Below are 19,567 nucleotides of genomic sequence, written 5' to 3'. Positions count from 1 at the left end.
TAGTTCTCTAGATCTTTTTAAAGAGCAATTGAATCATTAATTCATGCCCAAATCATAACACATCAGGGCAGGATTACGCACGCTCAGTGCTCACTAAAACAGGGGTTATTTGAACCATGCCGAAAATCCTCCGCGTAAAGCGGAGGAGGAATCTATCTAATTATGCATTACCGACATATTTAAGACCGAAATAAGGGCCATAAACCCCAAAATCAGAAGTTCTAATACTTGTAGAGGAGGGGAATGCTTGTAAGGGCGCAATGTATTGTATAGCTTGGTATCCACCTTCTAGATTTAAAGTACCATTTGCCATCCCGTAGGCATAGTTAACACCTAATTTGGCTTCAAATCCTGGAACTACAGTTTTTTTGCTAGCATATTGAGTATTGAGATTTACAGGAATGAAGGCATAAGGGCTCGTCCAAGCTGATGCATGGGTGGAACCATAAAGTAAGGAAGTGGCACCATTGGCAACTAGGCTCAAATCATTACTTACATAATAAGAGTAATCAATTCCGAGCACGGGACCCACACCATTAAAATAACTGTTATCAGTGCGATTAGACAGACCTGGTAGAAGAGCGAAAGCAACATTATAAAAGGTGCGATTGTTTTCAATTTGCGCATAGCTTAAACCGCCGTAGAAGCGTATTTTATTGGTGGCGCTTGCACTAACATGCTGACCTAAAACAGCATGAACTTGATCAAAACGACTTTCATTATCTAATTGCTCTGAGGGAATACCAGTCGCGGGCACAGGTAAAAATTGATGATTGAGATTAGTAAGATGAATCCAACTTATCGCAGCATCGTTACCTGTACTGTATTGGTAGGCGGCTTCGGCGCGAAATCCCCATGTCCATTCATCGTCAATTCTATTAAAAAGTGGGGCTGAGGATTCATATCCGCGAAAGTCCCCATTGTTCATATTTAAATAGAGGGCATCAACACCAAAACTCCAAAGCTTAGCTTCACAAGGAACAGTGACATTTCCAGGGGCGCAAACGGGGCCCATAGTGCCTGCTAAGGCTAGGCCATTGGCTGTTAATCCGAGTACAGCTAAAAAAGTTTTCTTTAACATAAGAGCTCCATTTATTAAAATACTTGGCCATTGTAACTCGTGTTTTATTTACTTCACAAGTGGATAGCCAATAAATGGATTGTTCGGGTAAATTGTGAGCAAACCCTTGCTAAATCAGCGAGTTAAGAAAATATAATTTAAGGAATTGTAATTAGTTTAGACTCCCCAGGCTGTAAACCACCTAACTCCCAATGGCTTATTTTATGGCGGATTAAACGTAAAGTAGGAAAGCCAATCGCGGCGGTCATCCGACGGACTTGATGATTTTTTCCTTCTTGCAGTGCGATCTCAATCCAACTCGTAGGTACAGTTAATCGGATGCGAATAGGCGGGGTACGTTGCCATATTGAGGGCTCCGCAATCAACCTCGCTTCAGCGGGTAAGAATTGATTATCCGCTACTTTTAACCCTTTTCGCAAAGGGTTTAGATCGGCATCAGAAATGGCACCCTCAACCTGTACCCAATAATATTTTTTTTTGCTAAATTTAGGATGAGTTAATTGGTGTTGTAAGCTACCATTATCAGAGAGTAGTAATAAACCTTCACTGTTTTTATCCAAGCGCCCCGCGGCATAGAAGCCTGGCATTTTTATATAAGCAGCCAAGGTTTGTTCATGTTGTTCACCACTAAACTGGGTGATTACGCCATAGGGTTTATTAAAAAGAATAAGTCTGGGCACAGGATACAGTAAATTAATAACACTAGCACTAAGTATAACTTATTTAAAGGGGATTCGGGAATTAGCAGTTTACTTTGTTAGATTAGATAAATACACAATTGAGGAGTAATTTTAAGATGGATCTACAATTAGGCAATAAAAAAGCATTGGTGACGGGCTCTACAGCAGGGATCGGATTTGCTATTGCTCAAAAATTAGCAGCAGAAGGTGTCATTGTAATAATAAATGGGCGTACGGAGTCCCGCGTTCAGCACGCCATAGAGCAAATTAAAAAAGAGGTGCCCAGCGCGCAACTGCTTGCCGCCGTAGCTGATGTTAGCAAGGTTGAGGAAATAAAAAAATTAGAGCAAGAAGTCAGGGAAGTCGATATTCTTATTAACAACGCTGGTATTTATGATGCTAAACCATTTTTAGATATTTCTGACGAGGAATGGCTTCATATGTTCGAAGTCAATGTGATGAGTGGTGTGCGTCTAAGTCGTCATTACTTAAAATCAATGATGAAGAATAATTGGGGACGAATTATCTTTATATCCAGTGAATCAGGACTACAAATTCCTGGTGAAATGATCCATTATGGCATGAGCAAAACGGCTCAGCTGGCGGTTGCACGCGGTATAGCAGAAAATCTTGTAGGAACTAATATTACGGTTAACTCTGTACTTCCTGGACCAACTCGTAGTGAGGGAGTTAATCAATTTATTGATAATTTAGGAAAATCACAACATAAAACGGCAGACGAAATAGAAAAAGAATTTTTTGCCACCGTACGACCCTCCTCACTTATTAAGCGTTTTGCAAGTTCGGAAGAAGTTGCGAATATGGTTGCCTACTTATCTAGCCCCTTAGCAGCGGCAACTCATGGTGCCTCAGTGCGTGTTGATGGTGGTATCATCCGTTCGATTGCTTAAACAAAAAATGGAAAAAATTAAGCCATTGTTTCTTAAAATAGCTTTTTATATAATGGACCACCTTTAATGTTCTTGGTGCAGGTTATTTATGAAATACTGGCTTCTTTTACTGTTCGTGTTAACACAAACAGGTTGTGCTATTAATCATAAAGTAATGGTTGGCGATGAGCCTGTCATTATTAAGCAAACCCCTGGTAAAGGTAAGGCTTATGTCCATGTGCACCAAAATGAACAAACCGCCTTAAAAGCTGCTCAATTTGCGATAAGTAAACAAGGGGGCAGTTTGCTTACTCTCGCTCACTCGGGGGGGCGTAATATTGTTTTTCACCTAAATAACCAGCGGTATGAATTTGATCCAAATCGAATTTATACGGATAAAGGAATAAAAAAGACTTTAGCCCAATACAGTCGTTATACACCGGAAGCACATCATGAAGTGAAAAAATTAGCCAATAAAATTAAAGAGCTAATACCAGAAGGGAAAGTGGTGGCAGTGCATAATAATTCCACCTACTCTTTAAAAGATTATTTACCCGGACATAAATTAGCCAGTGATGCTAAAGCGCTGCATATGAGTCCGAAAAATTATTACCGTAATTTTTATTTAGTGACTCAGTTACAAGATTACCTGCGTTTAAAAATGGATGGTTTTAACGGAATTTTACAAAAAAAGAATGCTACTGATGACGGCTCTATGTCAGTCTTTTTAGCTAAAAGCCAATATATTAATGTTGAAGCAGGTTATAACCAACTCAATGAACAAGTTGAGATGTTACTTTATGCTTAAAGCTGAGCCAGTATTGGCTCAGCCTCGTTTTTTAATAGCCACAGTTTGTATAACTAGAACTTGTGTGGGAACTATTGCACGTACAGGTGCAGCCTTGGATATCATGGACTTGATCGTTTGAGTCACAACATTGTGAACCATTAGGATCCCAGCCACCACAGCTTGCTGTATAGGTTCCGTTACTATTTAAAGTACAGGTACCTGTACCAGCGCCAGAATAGGTCTCCTCACATTTAGGTTGGCCGGTGCATAAGCCTGCGTTAGCGGTGGAAATGCTAAATAATAAAGATAAAATCGCAACTCCCTTTCCCATCCTCTGACAAACAACATTCATAAAAATCTCCTAATGGTGAGATAAAATTAATAAGCCGTAGACTTCTTATCTAGCATAATAGACTATTTTATCTATAAATATTATTACCAGAATATAAAAAATTTTTAATTGAAATTTTTTGTGTTCAGCACAATAAAAAAACCTGCATATCTAGCTATGCCTATTAGGATTCTTGATTATCACATGCTATGATTAATCTCTCTAAATTTACGGAGTAGTCAATGACCTACGATAAAATTAAACTACCTGCGCAGGGCGAAGCAATTACAGTTAAAGCTGATGGTTCTCTCCATGTACCGAATAATCCAATTATCCCTTTTATCGAGGGAGATGGTATTGGTGTAGATGTGACACCTCCTATGATTCATGTTGTTGATGCTGCTGTAAAAAAAGCCTATGGTGATAAACGGAAAATTTCTTGGATGGAAGTGTATGCTGGTGAAAAAGCGACTCAAGTTTATGGCGCTGATCAATGGTTACCTAAAGAAACTGTGGAAGCTATGAAAAAATTTGTAGTTTCTATTAAAGGACCCTTAACTACTCCAGTAGGCGGAGGCATTCGCTCATTAAACGTTGCTATTCGGCAAGATATGGATCTCTACACTTGCTTACGGCCTATTCGTTATTTTAAAGGGGTGCCAAGCCCTGTTAAAGAGCCTTGGAAAACGGATATGGTCATTTTCCGTGAAAACTCAGAAGATATTTATGCCGGGATAGAATGGCAGGCAGATACTCCTGAAGCGACCAAAGTTATTGAATTTTTACAAAAAGAAATGGGCGTGAAGAAAATCCGTTTCCCCGAGCATTGTGGTATCGGTATCAAACCTGTTTCAAAAGAAGGGACTACTCGGTTAGTGAAAGCCGCTATTCAATATGCTATTGATAATGATCGCCAAACAGTGACTTTAGTGCACAAAGGTAACATTATGAAATTTACTGAAGGAGCATTTAAAGATTGGGGCTACCAAGTAGCTCGCGATGTATTCGGTGCTAAAGAATACGAAGGCGGCCCTTGGATGGCATTTAATAATCCCAAAACCGGCAAACAAATTATTATTAATGATGTCATTGCCGATGCTTTCCTACAGCAAATTTTATTAAGACCAGAAGATTACAGCGTAATTGCGACCTTAAACCTGAATGGTGATTACATCTCCGATGCTCTGGCTGCGCAAGTTGGAGGTATCGGTATTGCTCCTGGTGCAAACATTAGTGATGATGTAGCCGTATTTGAAGCAACTCATGGTACAGCACCTAAGTACGCTGGAAAGAATAAGGTAAATCCTGGTTCAATCATTTTATCGGCTGAAATGATGCTTCGACATATGGGCTGGCATGAGGCGGCAGATCTAATCATTAAGGGTATGGATGGCGCTATTGAAGCGAAGACGGTAACGTATGATTTTGAGCGCGGAATGGAAGATGCGACCTTAGTTACCAGCTCGGGCTTTGGTGATGCTGTAATTTCTCATATGTAAGATAAATAAATGTGGTCTTTACTTAGAGCTTGCTTGCCTGGAAAGGTGCAATAAGAGGCTCCAAGTGGGGCCCAATTTCTCATCCCCGCATTAGCGGGGATTCATTCTAACCTCACCTAGAGGCGTGGAATAAGTGCTTGATTTCTGTCTTTTGTGAGGAGGCGAGATCTAGCTTGAGGAAAGCTACAAAATTCAACTTGTAGGATAATTGAGCAACTGCTTAATTAACTCATTGAATTTTTTTAACGATTTTAACTAGTAAAATACTAATTGAGTCACAATATAAAAGAAGATAAGTGAAAAACTTTTTTTTAATAGCAAATAATGGGTTCTATCTAACCAATATGATAGCGATTACTTCAATACCTAAATTTTTCATTAAAATTACCCATTTTTACTGGCCAAATCAACATTGGGCGTCTATAAAAATAGTAAGGGGTTGTAAGTTATGAGCGGGCAAAATATAGAGGAAATTGTACGGCATACGAAAACGGATACGCAAATTAGTACCGAGCTTCGGGTGCCAAGAAAATTTAAAGTTGTATTGCTCAATGATGACTATACACCAATGGATTTTGTGGTAGATGTACTGAAACAATTTTTCCATTTAAATGAAGAAATTGCCATTCAGGTGATGTTGCAAGTTCATATTCAAGGAAAAGGTGTGTGTGGGGTTTTTACTAGAGATATAGCAGAAACTAAAGTAGCCTTAGTCAATGAATACGCACAAATGAATCAACATCCATTGCTATCTAGCATGGAACCCGCGTGATGGTGTGGGCTGGAGAGGAGCAGCGACAATGTTAAATAAAGAACTAGAATTCACCTTGAATCTAGCATTCAAGGAAGCAAAAGAAAAGCGTCATGAGTTTATGACGGTTGAACATTTGCTGTTGTCTTTGCTTGATAATCCGGCAGCTGGTAATGTTTTACAAGCCTGTGATGCCAATATTGAAGCTTTACGTCGAGATTTAATGGAGTTTATTGATGAAACGACTCCACGTATTCCCGATGATGAATTAGACAGAGAAACTCAACCTACTTTAGGTTTTCAACGCGTCTTGCAACGTGCGGTTTTTCATGTGCAATCCGCAGGTAAAACAGAAGTAACTGGCGCTAATGTCCTTGCGGCAATTTTTAGTGAGCAAGAAAGTCAGGCTGTCTACTTCCTCCGTAGAGAAAATATCACTCGTCTTGATGTAATCAATTATATTTCTCATGGCGTTTCTAAATACCAAAGCAATGATATGAGCGAAAATATGAATTCCTCTATGGATGAAGACATGCTCACTACTGAGGGAAATGAATCTCCTCTAGAAAGTTATTGCACCAATTTAAACCGTCGGGCAAAACAAGGGAAAATTGATCCTTTAATTGGCCGTCATGAAGAAGTGCAACGTACTATTCAAGTATTATGTCGACGTAGAAAAAACAATCCTCTTTTAGTGGGCGAAGCTGGTGTTGGTAAAACAGCTATTGCTGAAGGCTTAGCTCGTCTAATTGTGGATGGAGATATTCCTGATTCTATTCGAGGTTGTGTAGTTTATTCTCTGGATTTAGGGGCCTTACTTGCAGGTACCAAATACCGCGGGGATTTTGAAAAACGCCTTAAAGCAGTTTTAAAACAACTAAGTCAACAAGAGGGTGCAGTGCTGTTTATTGATGAGATTCATACCATTATAGGCGCAGGTGCTGCCTCAGGTGGCGTGATGGATGCGTCTAATCTGATAAAGCCTCTATTAGCTAATGGCGAATTAAAATGTATTGGTTCAACGACTTACCAAGAGTACCGGGGTATTTTTGAAAAAGATCGTGCGCTTGCGCGACGTTTCCAAAAAATTGATATTGCCGAACCTACTGTTGATGAAACTTTTGAAATATTAAAAGGGCTTAAAGGTCGTTTAGAAGAGCACCACGGGGTGAAATTCTCTATTCCTTCTTTAAGGGCGGCAGCTGATTTATCTGCTAAATACATAAACGATCGTTTTCTACCTGATAAGGCCATTGATGTGGTGGACGAAGCAGGAGCTTATCAAAACTTATTAAATGCAACTAAACGCAAAAAAATCATTTCTGTATGTGAAATTGAAAGCGTGGTCGCCAAAATAGCACGAATTCCAATTAAAAAAGTCTCCGCTCGTGATAAAGATACCTTGCGTAATTTAGAGCGCGATCTGAAACTCCTTGTATACGGACAAGACCAAGCAATTACTGCTTTAGCTTCAGCCATTAAGTTAGGCCGTTCTGGATTAAGAGAGCCTCAAAAACCAGTAGGTTGTTTCTTATTTGCAGGTCCTACCGGTGTGGGTAAAACGGAAGTAACTCGTCAACTAGCTAATGTTTTAGGGATTGAGCTATTACGTTTTGACATGTCTGAATACATGGAAAAGCATACTGTATCTCGTTTAATAGGTGCTCCTCCTGGTTATGTTGGTTATGATCAAGGCGGATTATTAACTGAAGCGGTGACTAAAAATCCTCATGCAGTGCTATTGCTTGATGAAATTGAAAAAGCTCATCCCGATGTCTTTAATTTATTATTACAAATTATGGACCATGGTACTTTAACCGATACTAATGGCCGTCAAGCTGACTTCAGACATGTTGTTTTGGTAATGACTAGTAATGCGGGGGCGACCGAAATAGCTCGTAATTCAATCGGGTTTTCTATTCAGGATAATGCGAGTGATGGTTTGGACGTCATTAAAAAGCAATTTAGTCCAGAATTTAGAAACCGTTTAGATGCGATTATAAATTTTGCACCTCTAGATAACGCAACCATTGGTTTAGTTGTTGATAAGTTTATCATGGAATTAGATGAGCAATTAAATCATAAAGGTGTCAGCTTTGCCGTAGACAAAGCGGCGCGGGAATGGTTAATTGAACATGGTTATGATAAAGCGATGGGAGCTCGTCCAATGGCTCGCTTAATTCAAGAAAATGTTAAAAAACCTCTCGCAGATGAACTGCTATTCGGTAAATTAGCACATGGCGGACACGTAACCCTCAAAGTGAAAGATGGTAAATTGCATTTTGATAGTCATGATCATCGTGAAGGGGTGTGTTAATCTGGCATAAGATTAGCTAGTTATTAATAATAAGGCCTGAGTTCAGGCCTTATTTATTTAAAACGTCCAAAATAAATGCTCTAGTTACAATTTTGCTCTATTCTCGCTATAATTCCTCTTTTTGCTACTGATGTTGAAAGCATGTTAAGTGTAATTATTATTGCCAAAAATGAAGAGGCGAATATTGGTCGTTGCCTCAATTCAGTGCGTTTTGCAGACGAGATCATTGTCTTAGATTCGGGTAGTACCGACAAAACCGTAGAAATTGCTAAACGCTATACGGATAAGGTTTTTTTGACGGATTGGCGCGGCTATGGTGTGCAAAAACAAAGAGCCTTAGAACATGCCAATGGCGATTGGGTATTAAATCTTGATGCTGATGAATCCATAAGCGATGAGCTACAGCTTGAGATCCAAGAAGCCATAGCCTCAAATAAAGCGGATGCTTACCGCCTTCCAATTCAAATGGTATTTTATAATCAGCCCTTAAAGTATTCTTACAGTCCTAAACGCCATGCCCGCTTATTTAAAAAGGCCAATGCAGCTTTTAGCAAGGACATTGTTCATGAAAAGATTATCTTACCTGAGGGTGCTCGACTAGGAAAAATCAAAAATGCAATTAGGCATCATTCATTTCAGGATGTTAGCCATGTTTTATATAAATTAAATAAATACTCCTCTTATAGTGCCAAAATTCGTATTGCTAACAATAAAAAACCCAGCTTTATCCGTGTACTTGCTGCAACAGTTTGGATGTTTAATCGTTGTTATCTCTTACAACGTGGCTTTTTAGATGGAAAATTAGGCTTTTTATTTGCACTTTTTAGCGCTCAAGGGACTTTTTATCGGGGTATTAAACAAATCTACACTGATAATCATATCCATGACTTACCAGCCTTGAATACTAATACTGAGGTTGAATTGTGAATTTCCAAGTGCTACAAGAAAAAGGGGTTTATTTAACCCCCATATTATTCACGCTGTTTATATTTGTTACCCCGCTTAGTCCCTCACTGAGATCTGTTTTTTTAATTTTAGCCTTGCTGAGCGTTTTAATAAATCCAGCCTATAATCAATACTTATCCTATACCTTTAATACTTATTGGGGACGAAGTGCACTCTTTTTAGTAGGATTCGTTGCGTTAGCTTGCTTATGGAGCCCAGCTCCCTTAGCAATGCAAATCAGTACGGTTGGCAAATACTCCAAAATACTCTATTTACCTATTCTTGCAGTGGGGTTTATTAACCCTAAAACAAGGCTTTGGTGCATCAATGCTTATTTAGGCGCAATGCTGTTCACTTGTCTGATTTCATTATTAAAAGCAAAAGGGGTGGTTTTCATTCATTCTAACGATGATGTGAACAAGCTATTTTATAATCACATCGTCACGGGTTTTATGATGGCTTTAGCTTGCTATATCGCTGCATTACAAGCCATTAAATATAAAGGAAGGCTTAAAGTACTCTATCTTTTTATAGTAGCTTCCACCAGCTTTCAAATCTTATTTCTTAATACAGGTCGAACAGGTTATGCTATTTATCTCGTGGTAATGGCCATATTATGCCTGCAAAAATTACCTTTTAAAAAGGCGCTGTTTGGATTGTTTTTTTTGAGTGCATTAATGATTGGCGCTTATTTTTTAAGCCCTACAATGCAAACAGGGATCCATAATCTTGCAAACGATGTTCATTCCTTAAATGCTGATAATGCCAACAGCTCATTGGGTTTTAGATTTCAATTTCATGATTATGCGCGCCGTTTATTTATGACCCAGCCTCTTATTGGTATCGGAACGGGAGCCTTCCCTTATAGTTATTCCCTAAATCCCATACTTACGTGGGGAAAATGGCTTAATGAGCCTCACAGCCAATATTGGTTGACTCTTTCAGAGCAAGGAATTATTGGATTTTCTTTCCTGCTTCTCTTTTTGGGAAGTTTATTGTTTGCTTGCTTTAATCTTTCTGATAAATCTATGTTATTCGGTATTATTACTGCAGTTTGCATTGGTGCGTTTTTCGATAGTATTTTATCCTATTCACCCATTGGCTATTTACTGCTCATTTTTAGTGCCTTAAACTTTGGTGAGTTTATTGAAAAATATGCTGATAATAAGAAAACCCAGCAAAATAGAGTAGAAGATAAAGACGAGATTCATTTGAGTATGGAAAACTCAAGCTGATGACTAGTGGAGCCTTCAGTGCGGCTCCCCTTGACTTGAATAATACAGCTAGAACGAACCGATGCGATCATAAGGATTTGCAGTTGAACACTCTTCTGATATAGAGCCATCATTACAAACAACTAAACCGGTTCGATCAAAGGTAGGTAAAACACCACCTTGCCATAAACAACAACCTTTTAAAAGTTGTAAGTCCATAACGGCATGGCGCTCACAATAACAAGCAGAATAAAAACCATTCTTACATACAACCCGACCGGCAGATGAATCGCAATAACTTGCCCCCCCCATTTTTGCGCAACAACTATCGGCAAATGCAGGCATAATAAGTAGACTCAATATACTGGTGAGAAAAATTCTTTTTATTATTAGCATCTTGATTCTCTAAAAGTATTATTAGTTTTAGGATAGCACAGAGTTGCAAAAAATATTAGCTTCTATATAAGGAGTTGAGGATATAATTTCACAATATAGCTGGTGGCAATGCCTGCTAATAAGCCATATAAATGACCTTGCCAGGAAACGCCTTTTTCTTTAGGAAAAATACCAAGAAATATACCTGCAAAATAATAAAGGCTTATTAAGCCTAAAATAATAGTAATTGGAGTGGTACGCTGATAAATATTGACTACTAAAAAGCTCCAATAGCCAGTTATTAGTGCACTGGCGCCAATATGCAAGCCATTTTTGGCAAAACACCAAATAGCGATTCCACTCAATATAGTAATGAGAAAGGTCACTATCAAATAATAATGAAGACCGTTGATAAGTATAAAACAGCTCAACACTACTAAGGGTATAGAATTAAAAAAAATATGATTAAAATTAGCATGCAGCAGGGGGGCAAAAACAATCCCTGGCAATCCTATCAAACGTCGTGGGATAATTCCTAATAATAAAATTTTCTTACTAATACAGCTGCTAAAGAGATAAATAGCCCAAGGAATAACTAAAATAATGCCCAGTATAGGTAAGTTAGATTGTATTTGAATTTTTATTAGCGTAATACTGGTTATCAAATCCTCAAACATTTATATATCCCTTAATCATTAATTTTTATTATTTCGCACTTTAAAGAGCCTTGTGCCAAGCGAATGTCTACGGTTTCACCTAATTTTAGCATCTTTGTATTATAGAGGACTTTGCCTTGTTGAGTAGTTAGCGAATAACCTCTATCTAAGGTTGCTAGGGGACTAACAGCATGTAAGGTTGAGAGATTATTATTTAATTGATAGCGAAGAAAATTTATCTTTACATAGAACTGTTGTGTAAGTTGTTCTGTGAGCTGATTAAGACGTAATTTGGTTTGCTGTACATAATGAAGAGGATTTTTTAGCTGTAATTGGTTAGTAAACCCTTGAATGTGTTGTTTCTTATGGTTTATTAAACGACTTGTCCATAAAATTAATTGCTTTTCTAAATAATCAATGCTCTGCCATTGAGCCGCGATCACTTGCTTTGGCGAGCTTAACTTACTAGTTAAATAAGCAAGCTTTTGTTGTTGGGTTTGAATGTCTCTTTGTATAGCTATTTGTAAACGCGATCGGAGGTTATTGATTAACTGGTGAAGATCATCTCGATTTGGTGTAACTGCAGTGGCTGCGGCTGTTGGTGTTTCGGCCCGATAATCGGCGACAAAGTCAGCAATAGTAAAATCAGTTTCATGCCCTACACCCGAAACGACGGGTATAGCGCTGTTGGCTATATGTCGTGCTAATAATTCATGGTTAAAAGCCCATAGATCTTCAAGACTTCCACCTCCACGAGCTAAAATGAGCACATCACAGTGGTTATGCGCATTAGCATATTGGAGCGCTTTTATTAATTGCTCGGCCGCTGAGCCGCCTTGAACTTCGCTAGGATAGACAAAAACTGGGGCTAAGGGAAAACGTCGTCCTAAGGTGGATAAAATATCTTGTATGGCAGCGCCACTCGTGGAAGTAATAAGACCGATTATTTTAGGGATTTTAGGGAGTGCTTTTTTTCGTTCTGGATGAAATAATCCTTCAGCGGCTAATTTATTTTTTAAAGCTTCGAATTGGAGATAGAGTTCGCCTAAGCCTGCCTCTTTCAACTCTTCTACAATAAGTTGGTAATCCCCTCGCGCTTCATACAGGCTAAGTCGACCGCTAGCTATTAGATGCTGCCCATCTTTTAATTTATTTACTATAGCCTGCACGTGACGATTTTTAAAAAAAACACAACGAATTTGGGCTTGCGTATCTTTTAAAGTGAAATATAAATGTCCTGAAGACGGCCGGCTTAGATTAGAGATTTCGCCTTCTACAAACACCACACCAATTTCTTGTTCTAAGTAATTTTTGATATGGCGGTTTAATTGACTGACGGTAACTACAGGAAAAGATGTACGCATAGTAAAGCACGTTAGAACGAAAACGCTACTATAGCAGATGCTTGGCTATTGTACATCTTCAGTTGGTTTTCCTATACCAATAAACGCAACCATACCATCCCCGCCTGGATTGACGAAATGGGAGCTAAAAGGTATGGGCTTCCAATTATTTGCAGCCCAAATATTTCCGGCGCGATCAGGAATTACTTGCGTTAAACGCATTAATGGAAATAAGAAGGAGGGCCATGAGGTCCATTTAATGGAGTGCCATTTGCCAATAACACCTGACTACCTCCAGTGGGTAAGGTATAGCCAGCAACTGGAGTAATAGCATCGCCGGTGGTAAGCCCTGGTGGACAATTGCTTGGTCTACTCCCACAAATTTCTGAGATTGAATAATGATTAATAGTCAAAAAATCAGTAAAGTTAGCTACCCAAACATTGTCATCGCTATCTACTCGCACGCCCCAGGGTGCTTCGATACCACCCACACCATTTACAGCATGAATGATAGTACCTGATGGATCGAGCTCATAGACGGTATCGTTACCAAAAGAGGCTAGCCATAAGTTGTTTTGTGAATCAATCGTAATTCCTTTAAGTTGATTTCCTACAGGTACACTAAGAGCGTTCACTATTTGATTATTTTATATAGAAAATAAATTTAAAAAAATGCTAGTTTAAAGCTTATCTCGTTTTATCTGGGCAAGCAAGTTATAATAAGTTATCATAAATCCCCATGTCGATTCCTTTTGAAAACAAGATGAACAATAAGGCTTTTCAAAATATTTTTAGCGTTAGAATATTACTATTAATCAGTTTACCTGTCTTGATTAGCGCTTGTGTTAATTTATCCGGTACACGCAATAATTACACTAAAACTCATTCAGTTGTTGTGGAAGACAAGCACGCAAAATATAAGGGCGAAGTGCATACCATGTTGGGTGGTTTAGGGCTTTTTAGCAAAGGAATGATCACACTTAGAGATTCGGTTGCTGCCCGCTATGATATACCGGCCTACAATAACATCTGGTATAACGCAGGTGATGTAACGCGCGTTATTGCGGATAACTACCACCAACAAAAAGATCCTCGACCGATCATTTTAGTAGGCCATTCTCTCGGTGCTAATGAGCAAATTAAAGTGGCACGTAATTTAAATAAGTTGAATATTCCAGTGGCTTTGCTTATTACCGTTGATGCGGTATCACAGACTATTGTCCCACCCAATGTTCACGAAGCAGTTAATTTTTATAAATCAGGGTATGTGCCCATGTTTAGTGGCTTAAAATTAAGAGCGGTAGATCCCGCTAAAACACACATAGAGAATATCGACGTGACTAAGTTAAAAGGCGTTGGTGTTAATCATTTCACTATTGATAAAAATCCTACTGTGCAAGAAATGATATTAGAAAAAATAAAAAAGGTAGTGGTAAATGGAAAGAGAAAAAACGCCTAACTTTAACCCTCGAGTTTGTATAATTGGTGCGGGGCCTAGTGGTCTCACTGCCGTGAAAAACTTGCAAGAACAGGGTTTAACTAATATTACAGTGTTTGAAAAAAGCAAACAAATTGGTGGGAATTGGGTTTATGATGAGCAAAATGAGCACTCTAGTGTTTATGAAACCACTCATATTATTAGCTCGAAACGTTGGTCGCAATTTGAAGACTTTCCTATGCCAGATGATTATTCGGATTATCCTTCTCATCGGCAATTATTAACTTATTTTAATGCTTACGCCAAACATTTCGATTTAAATAAATACATCCGATTTAATACTAATGTAGTTAAAATTAATCAACTCGAAGATGATAAATGGCAGGTAATTTTTGAGAATGAATCTGGCCATAATGAAGAAATTTTTGATTATTTATTAGTTGCCAATGGCCATCATTGGGATCCTTACCTTCCTGAATATCCTGGGGAGTTTCAGGGGGAATTGCTGCATTCCCATCAATACAAAAAAGCTGCTCCTTTTAAGGATAAACGCGTTTTAGTAATTGGTGGTGGAAACTCCGGGTGTGATATTGCAGTAGAGACGGCGCGAATTTCAGCGTCTACCCACATTAGTATGCGGCGTGGTTATCATATTTTTCCAAAATTTATTTTCGGTAAACCAACCGATGTTGCAGTTGCCAAGGTGCAATGGATTCCTGCTGTATTAAGGCAAAAATTAATTAATATAGTAGTGCGCGTTTTGCAAGGGCGCTATGCCAAATATCAATTAATGAAGCCTGACTGTGGCCCTTTAGAAATCCATCCCACCATTAACTCCGAACTTCTTTATGCTATTCGCCATGGTAAAATTCAAACTAATCCTGGGGTAGAGCGCTTTTCGGGTAATAAAGTCTATTTTGTAAATGGCCGCTGTCAGGAATTTGATAGTGTGATTTTTGCTACCGGTTATAAAATCAGTTTCCCATTTTTTGCGCATGAAGAACGTCTTAATTTTTCCAATGCCACACGCGTTCCCTTGTACCGGAAAATGATGCATCCGGATTTTGAAAGTTTATATTTTATTGGTTTATGTCAGCCGCAGGGATGTATTTGGCCTTTGGCCGATTATCAATCTAAAATTGTTGCGCGTATTATTGCCGGTACTTTAGCAAGACCCAAGCAATTACATGAAAAAGTAAAACAAGAAATGGATAAGCCACATTATCGTTTCAAATCGCATCGACGCCATGCTTTAGAAGTTGACTATCATTTATTCAGACGCGAATTATTACAGATGTTAAAATAGTTAAATGAAGGATACCCCATATGGACGTCTTATTCCATCTAGCTTTCCCGGTTCATGACATTAATTTAGCGAAAACCTTTTACGTTGAGCAGTTAGGTTGTCAATTGGGCCGAGAATCGGAGCAGGCTTTGATTTTAAATTTCGCATCCCATCAGATTGTGGCGCATAAAATTGATTTCCTACCTGAAGAACAAAAAAGTATTTACCCTCGTCATTTTGGGTTGGTGTTTTTAGATAAAACGGAGTTTATAGCATTTATTGAAGCTCTAGAGAAGAGAGGGATGAATTTTGAAATCCCACTCAAAATTCGCTTTGCCGATACACGTCTAGAACACCATACCTTTTTCCTTAAAGATCCGAGTAATAATTTACTAGAATTTAAATATTATCGTTATCAAAGCGCTATCTTTGGTGAGAAGAACTTTAAAAAAATAGGCGAGAGTATTTAAAGAGTACCCTTTCTCTTGTAAGAATAGGAGAGGGCCAATTTAGCTCGATTTCTTTCTTCTTTTTTCATCGCGCTTAATTAATGAAGTCATCAATTTCTCTATTGCATTAAGATGGGGGTTATTTTGCGAAATCATTGCGTTTAGCCTCTCTTCGGCATAGCCTTTTACTTCTTTATCGGGAAAGATATAAAATTTTTTTTGCTCTACCTCATCAATTATTTGGCTAGCAACATCCATGGTTGGGCGAGAATGAGCCATCAGTAAATTTAAAGACTGTTGAAAAGGCGAAACAGGGTCCGTTGAGGAGGGGGTTAGGAGGGAGGTGTCAGTGAACGAAGGTAAAACCACGGAAACAGCTATTGGCTTAGCTAAGCGCTGCAAATCAAAATGCAGGGATTCCGATAAAGCAAGAACGGCGTGTTTGGACATGGAATAGGAGGCCACTTGGGAACTTGTGCAGATGGCATAAAGACTTGCCATATTAATGATGTGGGATGGTTGCCTCTGTTTAAATAAAAAAGGCATAAACGCTTGAATGACATTAGTCATGCCAAAAATATTAACTGCAAAAACTTGCTGAATCTGTTCTGGGGTTAACTCCCAAAGAGGTGCAAGGCTTCCAATAATACCGGCATTATTAAAGATCCAATCAATATGGGAAATTTGTTGATAAAGCTCTTGAGCAAGCGTGTTTACTGCATCAGCTTGCGTGAGATCACAGGTTTTTTTTATTACCCGATTAGGGAATTGATTGTTTAACTGACGAGCTTCGACATTTAATTTTTCATCATTGTTATCAACCATAATTACAGAAAATTCTTTTTGTAAACAAATAAGGCTTAAAGCTAAGCCAATGCCGCTTGCCGCCCCGGTTATTAATACCATCATCAGTTAAACTCTCATTATTGTTACGTGGTAAAACAAAGCTTAATTACCCATTAATGAATCCAAGGCTGCGCCAATATTCCTAGCCTTCATTAAATGCTCGCCAATCAGGAAGGTATTTATGCCCTGCTCTTGCATGAATAAAACATCTTCCCGGGTACGTATGCCACTTTCAGTAATAATTAATTTATCCTCAGGAATAAGATCTTTAAGTTCAACGCTAAGTTGAATATCTGTATGAAAGGTATGCAAGCTACGATTGTTAATTCCCACCAAGGTTGTCGGGAGCTTTAATGCACGTTGCAATTCTTCTTTGGTATGACTTTCAACTAAAACAGCCATATTTAATTCCTGTGCCAATTGGCAGAAATCCAGCAGTTGGCTATCATCTAACATGGCCACAATAAGGAGAATACAATCAGCCCCTAAGGCGCGACTTTCGTGAATTTGATAACTATCGATAATAAAATCTTTGCGCAAAACAGGAAGCCGGCATTCTTTTTTTGCTTGAGCGAGGTAATCAGGGTGGCCTTGAAAAAACTCTTGATCAGTTAACACGGATAAACAGCGAGCACCATGCTGAGCATAAATTTTAGCAATTTCGCCCACATTAAAATCTTCACGAATAATACCTTTACTAGGAGACGCTTTTTTTATTTCTGCAATAATGGATGGAGTGCTAGTGTCTTTTAATGCCTGTGAAAAATTTCTTGTTGGCTCAGTTTTTTGCTGATTTAAAGCTGTAAGCGGCTTATTTTTTTTTGCAAGATTTACTTCTTGATTTTTATGTTTTGCAATACGATCTAATATACTATTCATTTATTCTTTACCCAAAAACTATTTATTAAACGAGTAAGTTAACTCGCGCAGTTTATTAAAAATTGAAGCTGCTTTGCCATTATCTATTGCGTCTTGTGCTTTTTCTACGGCTTGGGCAAAGGAGGAGTCTGTGGCACAATAAATAGCAGCGGCGGAATTGAGCACAGCCATATCGCGAGCCGCTCCTTTTTTGCCATTCAATATTGATTCAATAATGGTTAAACTTTTTTGTGGTGAATCAACAATGAGTCCATCTAGGGTTGAATGAGCTAAGCCATATTCTTTAGGCTCAAGCACCCAAGAATGATAGGCGCCATCTTTGTACTCCAGAATGGTGCTGGGCGCAACAATACTTATTTCATCTAAACCATCGCATGAACTAACGATTAAAGCGCGTTCGCTCCCTAAGTGGGCTAAAACTTGAGCTAAGGGTTCTAGCCATTTATTGGCAAAAACACCTACCACTTGTTTTTTTACTTGAGCAGGATTAATTAAGGGGCCTAATAAATTAAATAAGGTGCGAATACCTAATTGTTGACGAGCAAGTCGTGCATGCTGCATAGCTGGATGATAATGCGGGGCAAATAAAAAGGCTAAATTGCATTGCTCTATACATTCTTTCAGTTGTTCATCAGAAAGGTTAAGATTAAAACCTGCATGCTCTAAAAGATCAGCGCTGCCACTTCGGCTAGAAACAGAGCGGTTGCCGTGTTTTGCCACTTTATATCCTGCAGCAGCTACAATAAAGGAACTGGCCGTGGAAACATTAAAGGTATTTTTACCATCACCGCCAGTACCTACAATATCAATTAAATGGTCACCTAAAAAAATAGGATGGGCCAATTCGCGCATTACTTCCGCCGCTGAGCTTAATTCGCTAGCTGTCTCTCCTTTCATGCGCATTAATGCTAAAAAAGTTGCAATTTGCGCATCATTAAATTGCCCATTCATACAATTGAGGATGACGGCACGCATTTGTTCTGAATTCAAATTGTTTTTTTCAATCAGAAGTTCAAAGAGTTGATTGGCTTTCATAATGCAGAAAATTCTCTAGTAAGGATAAACCGTGTTCACTTAAAATTGCTTCTGGATGGAATTGTAGACCAAAAAGCGGATATTGACGATGTGAAATTGCCATTATTGTGTCATCTGCCCAGGCATCTATTGCTAAACAAGTGGGAAGGCTGTCTATTTCTACGGCTAAGGAGTGATATCGGGTAGCGTTGAAATAATTCGGAAGACCTCTAAATAAACCTTGATAGTGATGCAGGATAGGGGAGGTGCCTCCATGAATTATTTGGGGTGCCGAAATAACTTTGCCGCCGAATACTTGTGCCAAACATTGGTGGCCCAAGCAAACACCTAAGATAGGGATTTTTTGATGCAATTCCTTAATGGCGGCTAAAGAAACCCCTGCATCATCGGGAGCTTTAGGCCCGGGAGAAATAACGAGATAATTGGGATTTAATTGTTTAATTTCTTCAACACTAATTTGATCATGAGTGCGTACCAATACCTCTTGCCCTAGAATTTGAAAATATTGTACTAGGTTATAGGTAAATGAATCGTAATTGTCGATAAGTAACAGCATAATTTAATAAAGCAGTTTGTTTTTTATTAAGAAAATTAACTTATAACTTAATTGCTGTTAAAACGAAATAGGGTGGCTAATTGTAAATGATATAGGCGCGGATTTTTAGACGAAAAAAAGGTATTTTTAAGAGCTATTCTTCTAATATAAGAGGGGAATAGAATGACCAAAAAGCGAAATTATTACACTGCATCAAAAAAATCAAAA

Annotated in this window: 22 protein-coding genes; 10 read left to right on the top strand and 12 right to left on the bottom strand. The window is 38.5% G+C overall.

The features are described from left to right. Positions 1-160 precede the first annotated feature (160 nt). Together ELY15_RS06260 and ELY15_RS06255 are read right to left on the bottom strand one after the other, a co-directional pair. On the bottom strand, positions 161-1,081 hold the full coding sequence (locus ELY15_RS06260) for an Lpg1974 family pore-forming outer membrane protein (RefSeq protein WP_127098806.1): 921 nt from the start codon (positions 1,079-1,081) through the stop codon (positions 161-163). A gap of 137 nt (positions 1,082-1,218) precedes the next feature. Beyond that, positions 1,219-1,761, bottom strand: coding sequence for a pseudouridine synthase (locus tag ELY15_RS06255; protein ID WP_127098805.1), 543 nt, complete (start codon positions 1,759-1,761; stop codon positions 1,219-1,221). A gap of 116 nt (positions 1,762-1,877) precedes the next feature. On the opposite strand from ELY15_RS06255, the gene ELY15_RS06250 reads away from it, so the two are divergent. Continuing rightward, positions 1,878-2,672, top strand: coding sequence for an SDR family NAD(P)-dependent oxidoreductase (locus tag ELY15_RS06250; RefSeq protein WP_127098804.1), 795 nt, complete (start codon positions 1,878-1,880; stop codon positions 2,670-2,672). 88 nt (positions 2,673-2,760) lie between these two features. Continuing rightward, entirely contained in the window at positions 2,761-3,459 is a 699-nt protein-coding gene (locus tag ELY15_RS06245; RefSeq protein ID WP_127098803.1) for a protein tyrosine phosphatase, read from the top strand. 31 nt (positions 3,460-3,490) lie between these two features. Here the strand turns inward: ELY15_RS06245 and ELY15_RS06240 are convergent, their stop codons facing one another. Continuing rightward, positions 3,491-3,793, bottom strand: coding sequence for a hypothetical protein (locus tag ELY15_RS06240; protein WP_127098802.1), 303 nt, complete (start codon positions 3,791-3,793; stop codon positions 3,491-3,493). A 221-nt stretch (positions 3,794-4,014) separates the two neighbouring features. On the opposite strand from ELY15_RS06240, the gene icd reads away from it, so the two are divergent. From icd to ELY15_RS06215, 5 genes are all read left to right on the top strand, one after another. Further along, positions 4,015-5,271, top strand: coding sequence for an NADP-dependent isocitrate dehydrogenase (gene icd / locus ELY15_RS06235; RefSeq protein WP_127098801.1), 1,257 nt, complete (start codon positions 4,015-4,017; stop codon positions 5,269-5,271). Positions 5,272-5,719: 448 nt separating this feature from the next. Next, positions 5,720-6,043: an ATP-dependent Clp protease adapter ClpS gene (gene clpS, locus ELY15_RS06230; protein ID WP_127098800.1), complete on the top strand. Its 324-nt coding sequence runs from the start codon at positions 5,720-5,722 to the stop codon at positions 6,041-6,043. A 28-nt stretch (positions 6,044-6,071) separates the two neighbouring features. Then, on the top strand, positions 6,072-8,339 hold the full coding sequence (gene clpA, locus ELY15_RS06225) for an ATP-dependent Clp protease ATP-binding subunit ClpA (protein WP_127098799.1): 2,268 nt from the start codon (positions 6,072-6,074) through the stop codon (positions 8,337-8,339). A 141-nt stretch (positions 8,340-8,480) separates the two neighbouring features. Further along, positions 8,481-9,266, top strand: coding sequence for a glycosyltransferase family 2 protein (locus ELY15_RS06220; RefSeq protein WP_127098798.1), 786 nt, complete (start codon positions 8,481-8,483; stop codon positions 9,264-9,266). Continuing rightward, positions 9,263-10,519: an O-antigen ligase gene (locus tag ELY15_RS06215; RefSeq protein WP_127098797.1), complete on the top strand. Its 1,257-nt coding sequence runs from the start codon at positions 9,263-9,265 to the stop codon at positions 10,517-10,519. Before ELY15_RS06220 ends, ELY15_RS06215 begins: the two co-directional genes overlap by 4 nt. 48 nt (positions 10,520-10,567) lie before the next feature. Here the strand turns inward: ELY15_RS06215 and ELY15_RS06210 are convergent, their stop codons facing one another. The 5 genes from ELY15_RS06210 to ELY15_RS06195 all read right to left on the bottom strand — a co-directional run bounded on the left by ELY15_RS06210 (position 10,568) and on the right by ELY15_RS06195 (position 13,507). Continuing rightward, positions 10,568-10,843: a neurogenic locus notch gene (locus ELY15_RS06210; protein ID WP_233586541.1), complete on the bottom strand. Its 276-nt coding sequence runs from the start codon at positions 10,841-10,843 to the stop codon at positions 10,568-10,570. A 113-nt stretch (positions 10,844-10,956) separates the two neighbouring features. Further along, on the bottom strand, positions 10,957-11,550 hold the full coding sequence (locus tag ELY15_RS06205; protein ID WP_127098795.1) for a rhomboid family intramembrane serine protease: 594 nt from the start codon (positions 11,548-11,550) through the stop codon (positions 10,957-10,959). Positions 11,551-11,561: 11 nt separating this feature from the next. Further along, entirely contained in the window at positions 11,562-12,893 is a 1,332-nt protein-coding gene (gene xseA, locus ELY15_RS06200) for an exodeoxyribonuclease VII large subunit (RefSeq protein ID WP_127098794.1), read from the bottom strand. A 45-nt stretch (positions 12,894-12,938) separates the two neighbouring features. After that, on the bottom strand, positions 12,939-13,094 hold the full coding sequence (locus ELY15_RS16070; RefSeq protein ID WP_158617417.1) for a hypothetical protein: 156 nt from the start codon (positions 13,092-13,094) through the stop codon (positions 12,939-12,941). After that, on the bottom strand, positions 13,094-13,507 hold the full coding sequence (locus tag ELY15_RS06195; protein ID WP_127098793.1) for a hypothetical protein: 414 nt from the start codon (positions 13,505-13,507) through the stop codon (positions 13,094-13,096). Before ELY15_RS06195 ends, ELY15_RS16070 begins: the two co-directional genes overlap by 1 nt. Positions 13,508-13,635: 128 nt before the next feature. Between ELY15_RS06195 and ELY15_RS06190 the strand changes: the two genes are divergently transcribed. The 3 genes from ELY15_RS06190 to ELY15_RS06180 are packed head-to-tail and all read left to right on the top strand — an operon-like array spanning position 13,636 to position 16,065. Beyond that, a complete protein-coding gene (locus tag ELY15_RS06190) occupies positions 13,636-14,331 on the top strand; it encodes a hypothetical protein (RefSeq protein ID WP_127098792.1) in 696 nt (231 codons plus the stop codon). Continuing rightward, entirely contained in the window at positions 14,309-15,616 is a 1,308-nt protein-coding gene (locus ELY15_RS06185; RefSeq protein ID WP_127098791.1) for an NAD(P)/FAD-dependent oxidoreductase, read from the top strand. The genes ELY15_RS06190 and ELY15_RS06185 overlap by 23 nt, the downstream gene beginning before the upstream one ends. A gap of 20 nt (positions 15,617-15,636) precedes the next feature. Beyond that, complete coding sequence (locus ELY15_RS06180) at positions 15,637-16,065, top strand: VOC family protein (RefSeq protein WP_127098790.1); 429 nt, start codon at positions 15,637-15,639, stop codon at positions 16,063-16,065. A 39-nt stretch (positions 16,066-16,104) separates the two neighbouring features. Here ELY15_RS06180 and ELY15_RS06175 read toward each other — a convergent pair whose 3' ends face one another. From ELY15_RS06175 to ELY15_RS06160, 4 genes are read right to left on the bottom strand one after another with little or no spacing between them, the layout of a single operon-like run. Further along, positions 16,105-16,953, bottom strand: coding sequence for an SDR family NAD(P)-dependent oxidoreductase (locus ELY15_RS06175; RefSeq protein ID WP_370449394.1), 849 nt, complete (start codon positions 16,951-16,953; stop codon positions 16,105-16,107). 39 nt (positions 16,954-16,992) lie between these two features. Continuing rightward, the gene (gene trpC, locus ELY15_RS06170) at positions 16,993-17,769 is read right to left on the bottom strand and encodes an indole-3-glycerol phosphate synthase TrpC (RefSeq protein ID WP_127098788.1); all 777 of its coding nucleotides are present in this window, start codon (positions 17,767-17,769) and stop codon (positions 16,993-16,995) included. An 18-nt stretch (positions 17,770-17,787) separates the two neighbouring features. Beyond that, positions 17,788-18,804 (bottom strand): anthranilate phosphoribosyltransferase, encoded by a 1,017-nt coding sequence (trpD, locus tag ELY15_RS06165; protein WP_127098787.1) that lies wholly within the window; start codon positions 18,802-18,804, stop codon positions 17,788-17,790. Continuing rightward, the gene (locus ELY15_RS06160) at positions 18,782-19,360 is read right to left on the bottom strand and encodes an aminodeoxychorismate/anthranilate synthase component II (RefSeq protein ID WP_127098786.1); all 579 of its coding nucleotides are present in this window, start codon (positions 19,358-19,360) and stop codon (positions 18,782-18,784) included. Before ELY15_RS06160 ends, trpD begins: the two co-directional genes overlap by 23 nt. Positions 19,361-19,567 lie beyond the last annotated feature (207 nt).

It is taken from the genome of Legionella sp. km772 (assembly GCF_003989735.1).
In the GTDB taxonomy this organism is placed as follows: domain Bacteria; phylum Pseudomonadota; class Gammaproteobacteria; order Legionellales; family Legionellaceae; genus Legionella.
Note: the sequence above shows the minus strand (reverse complement) of the source record. Positions and strands in the feature narration are given on the sequence as shown.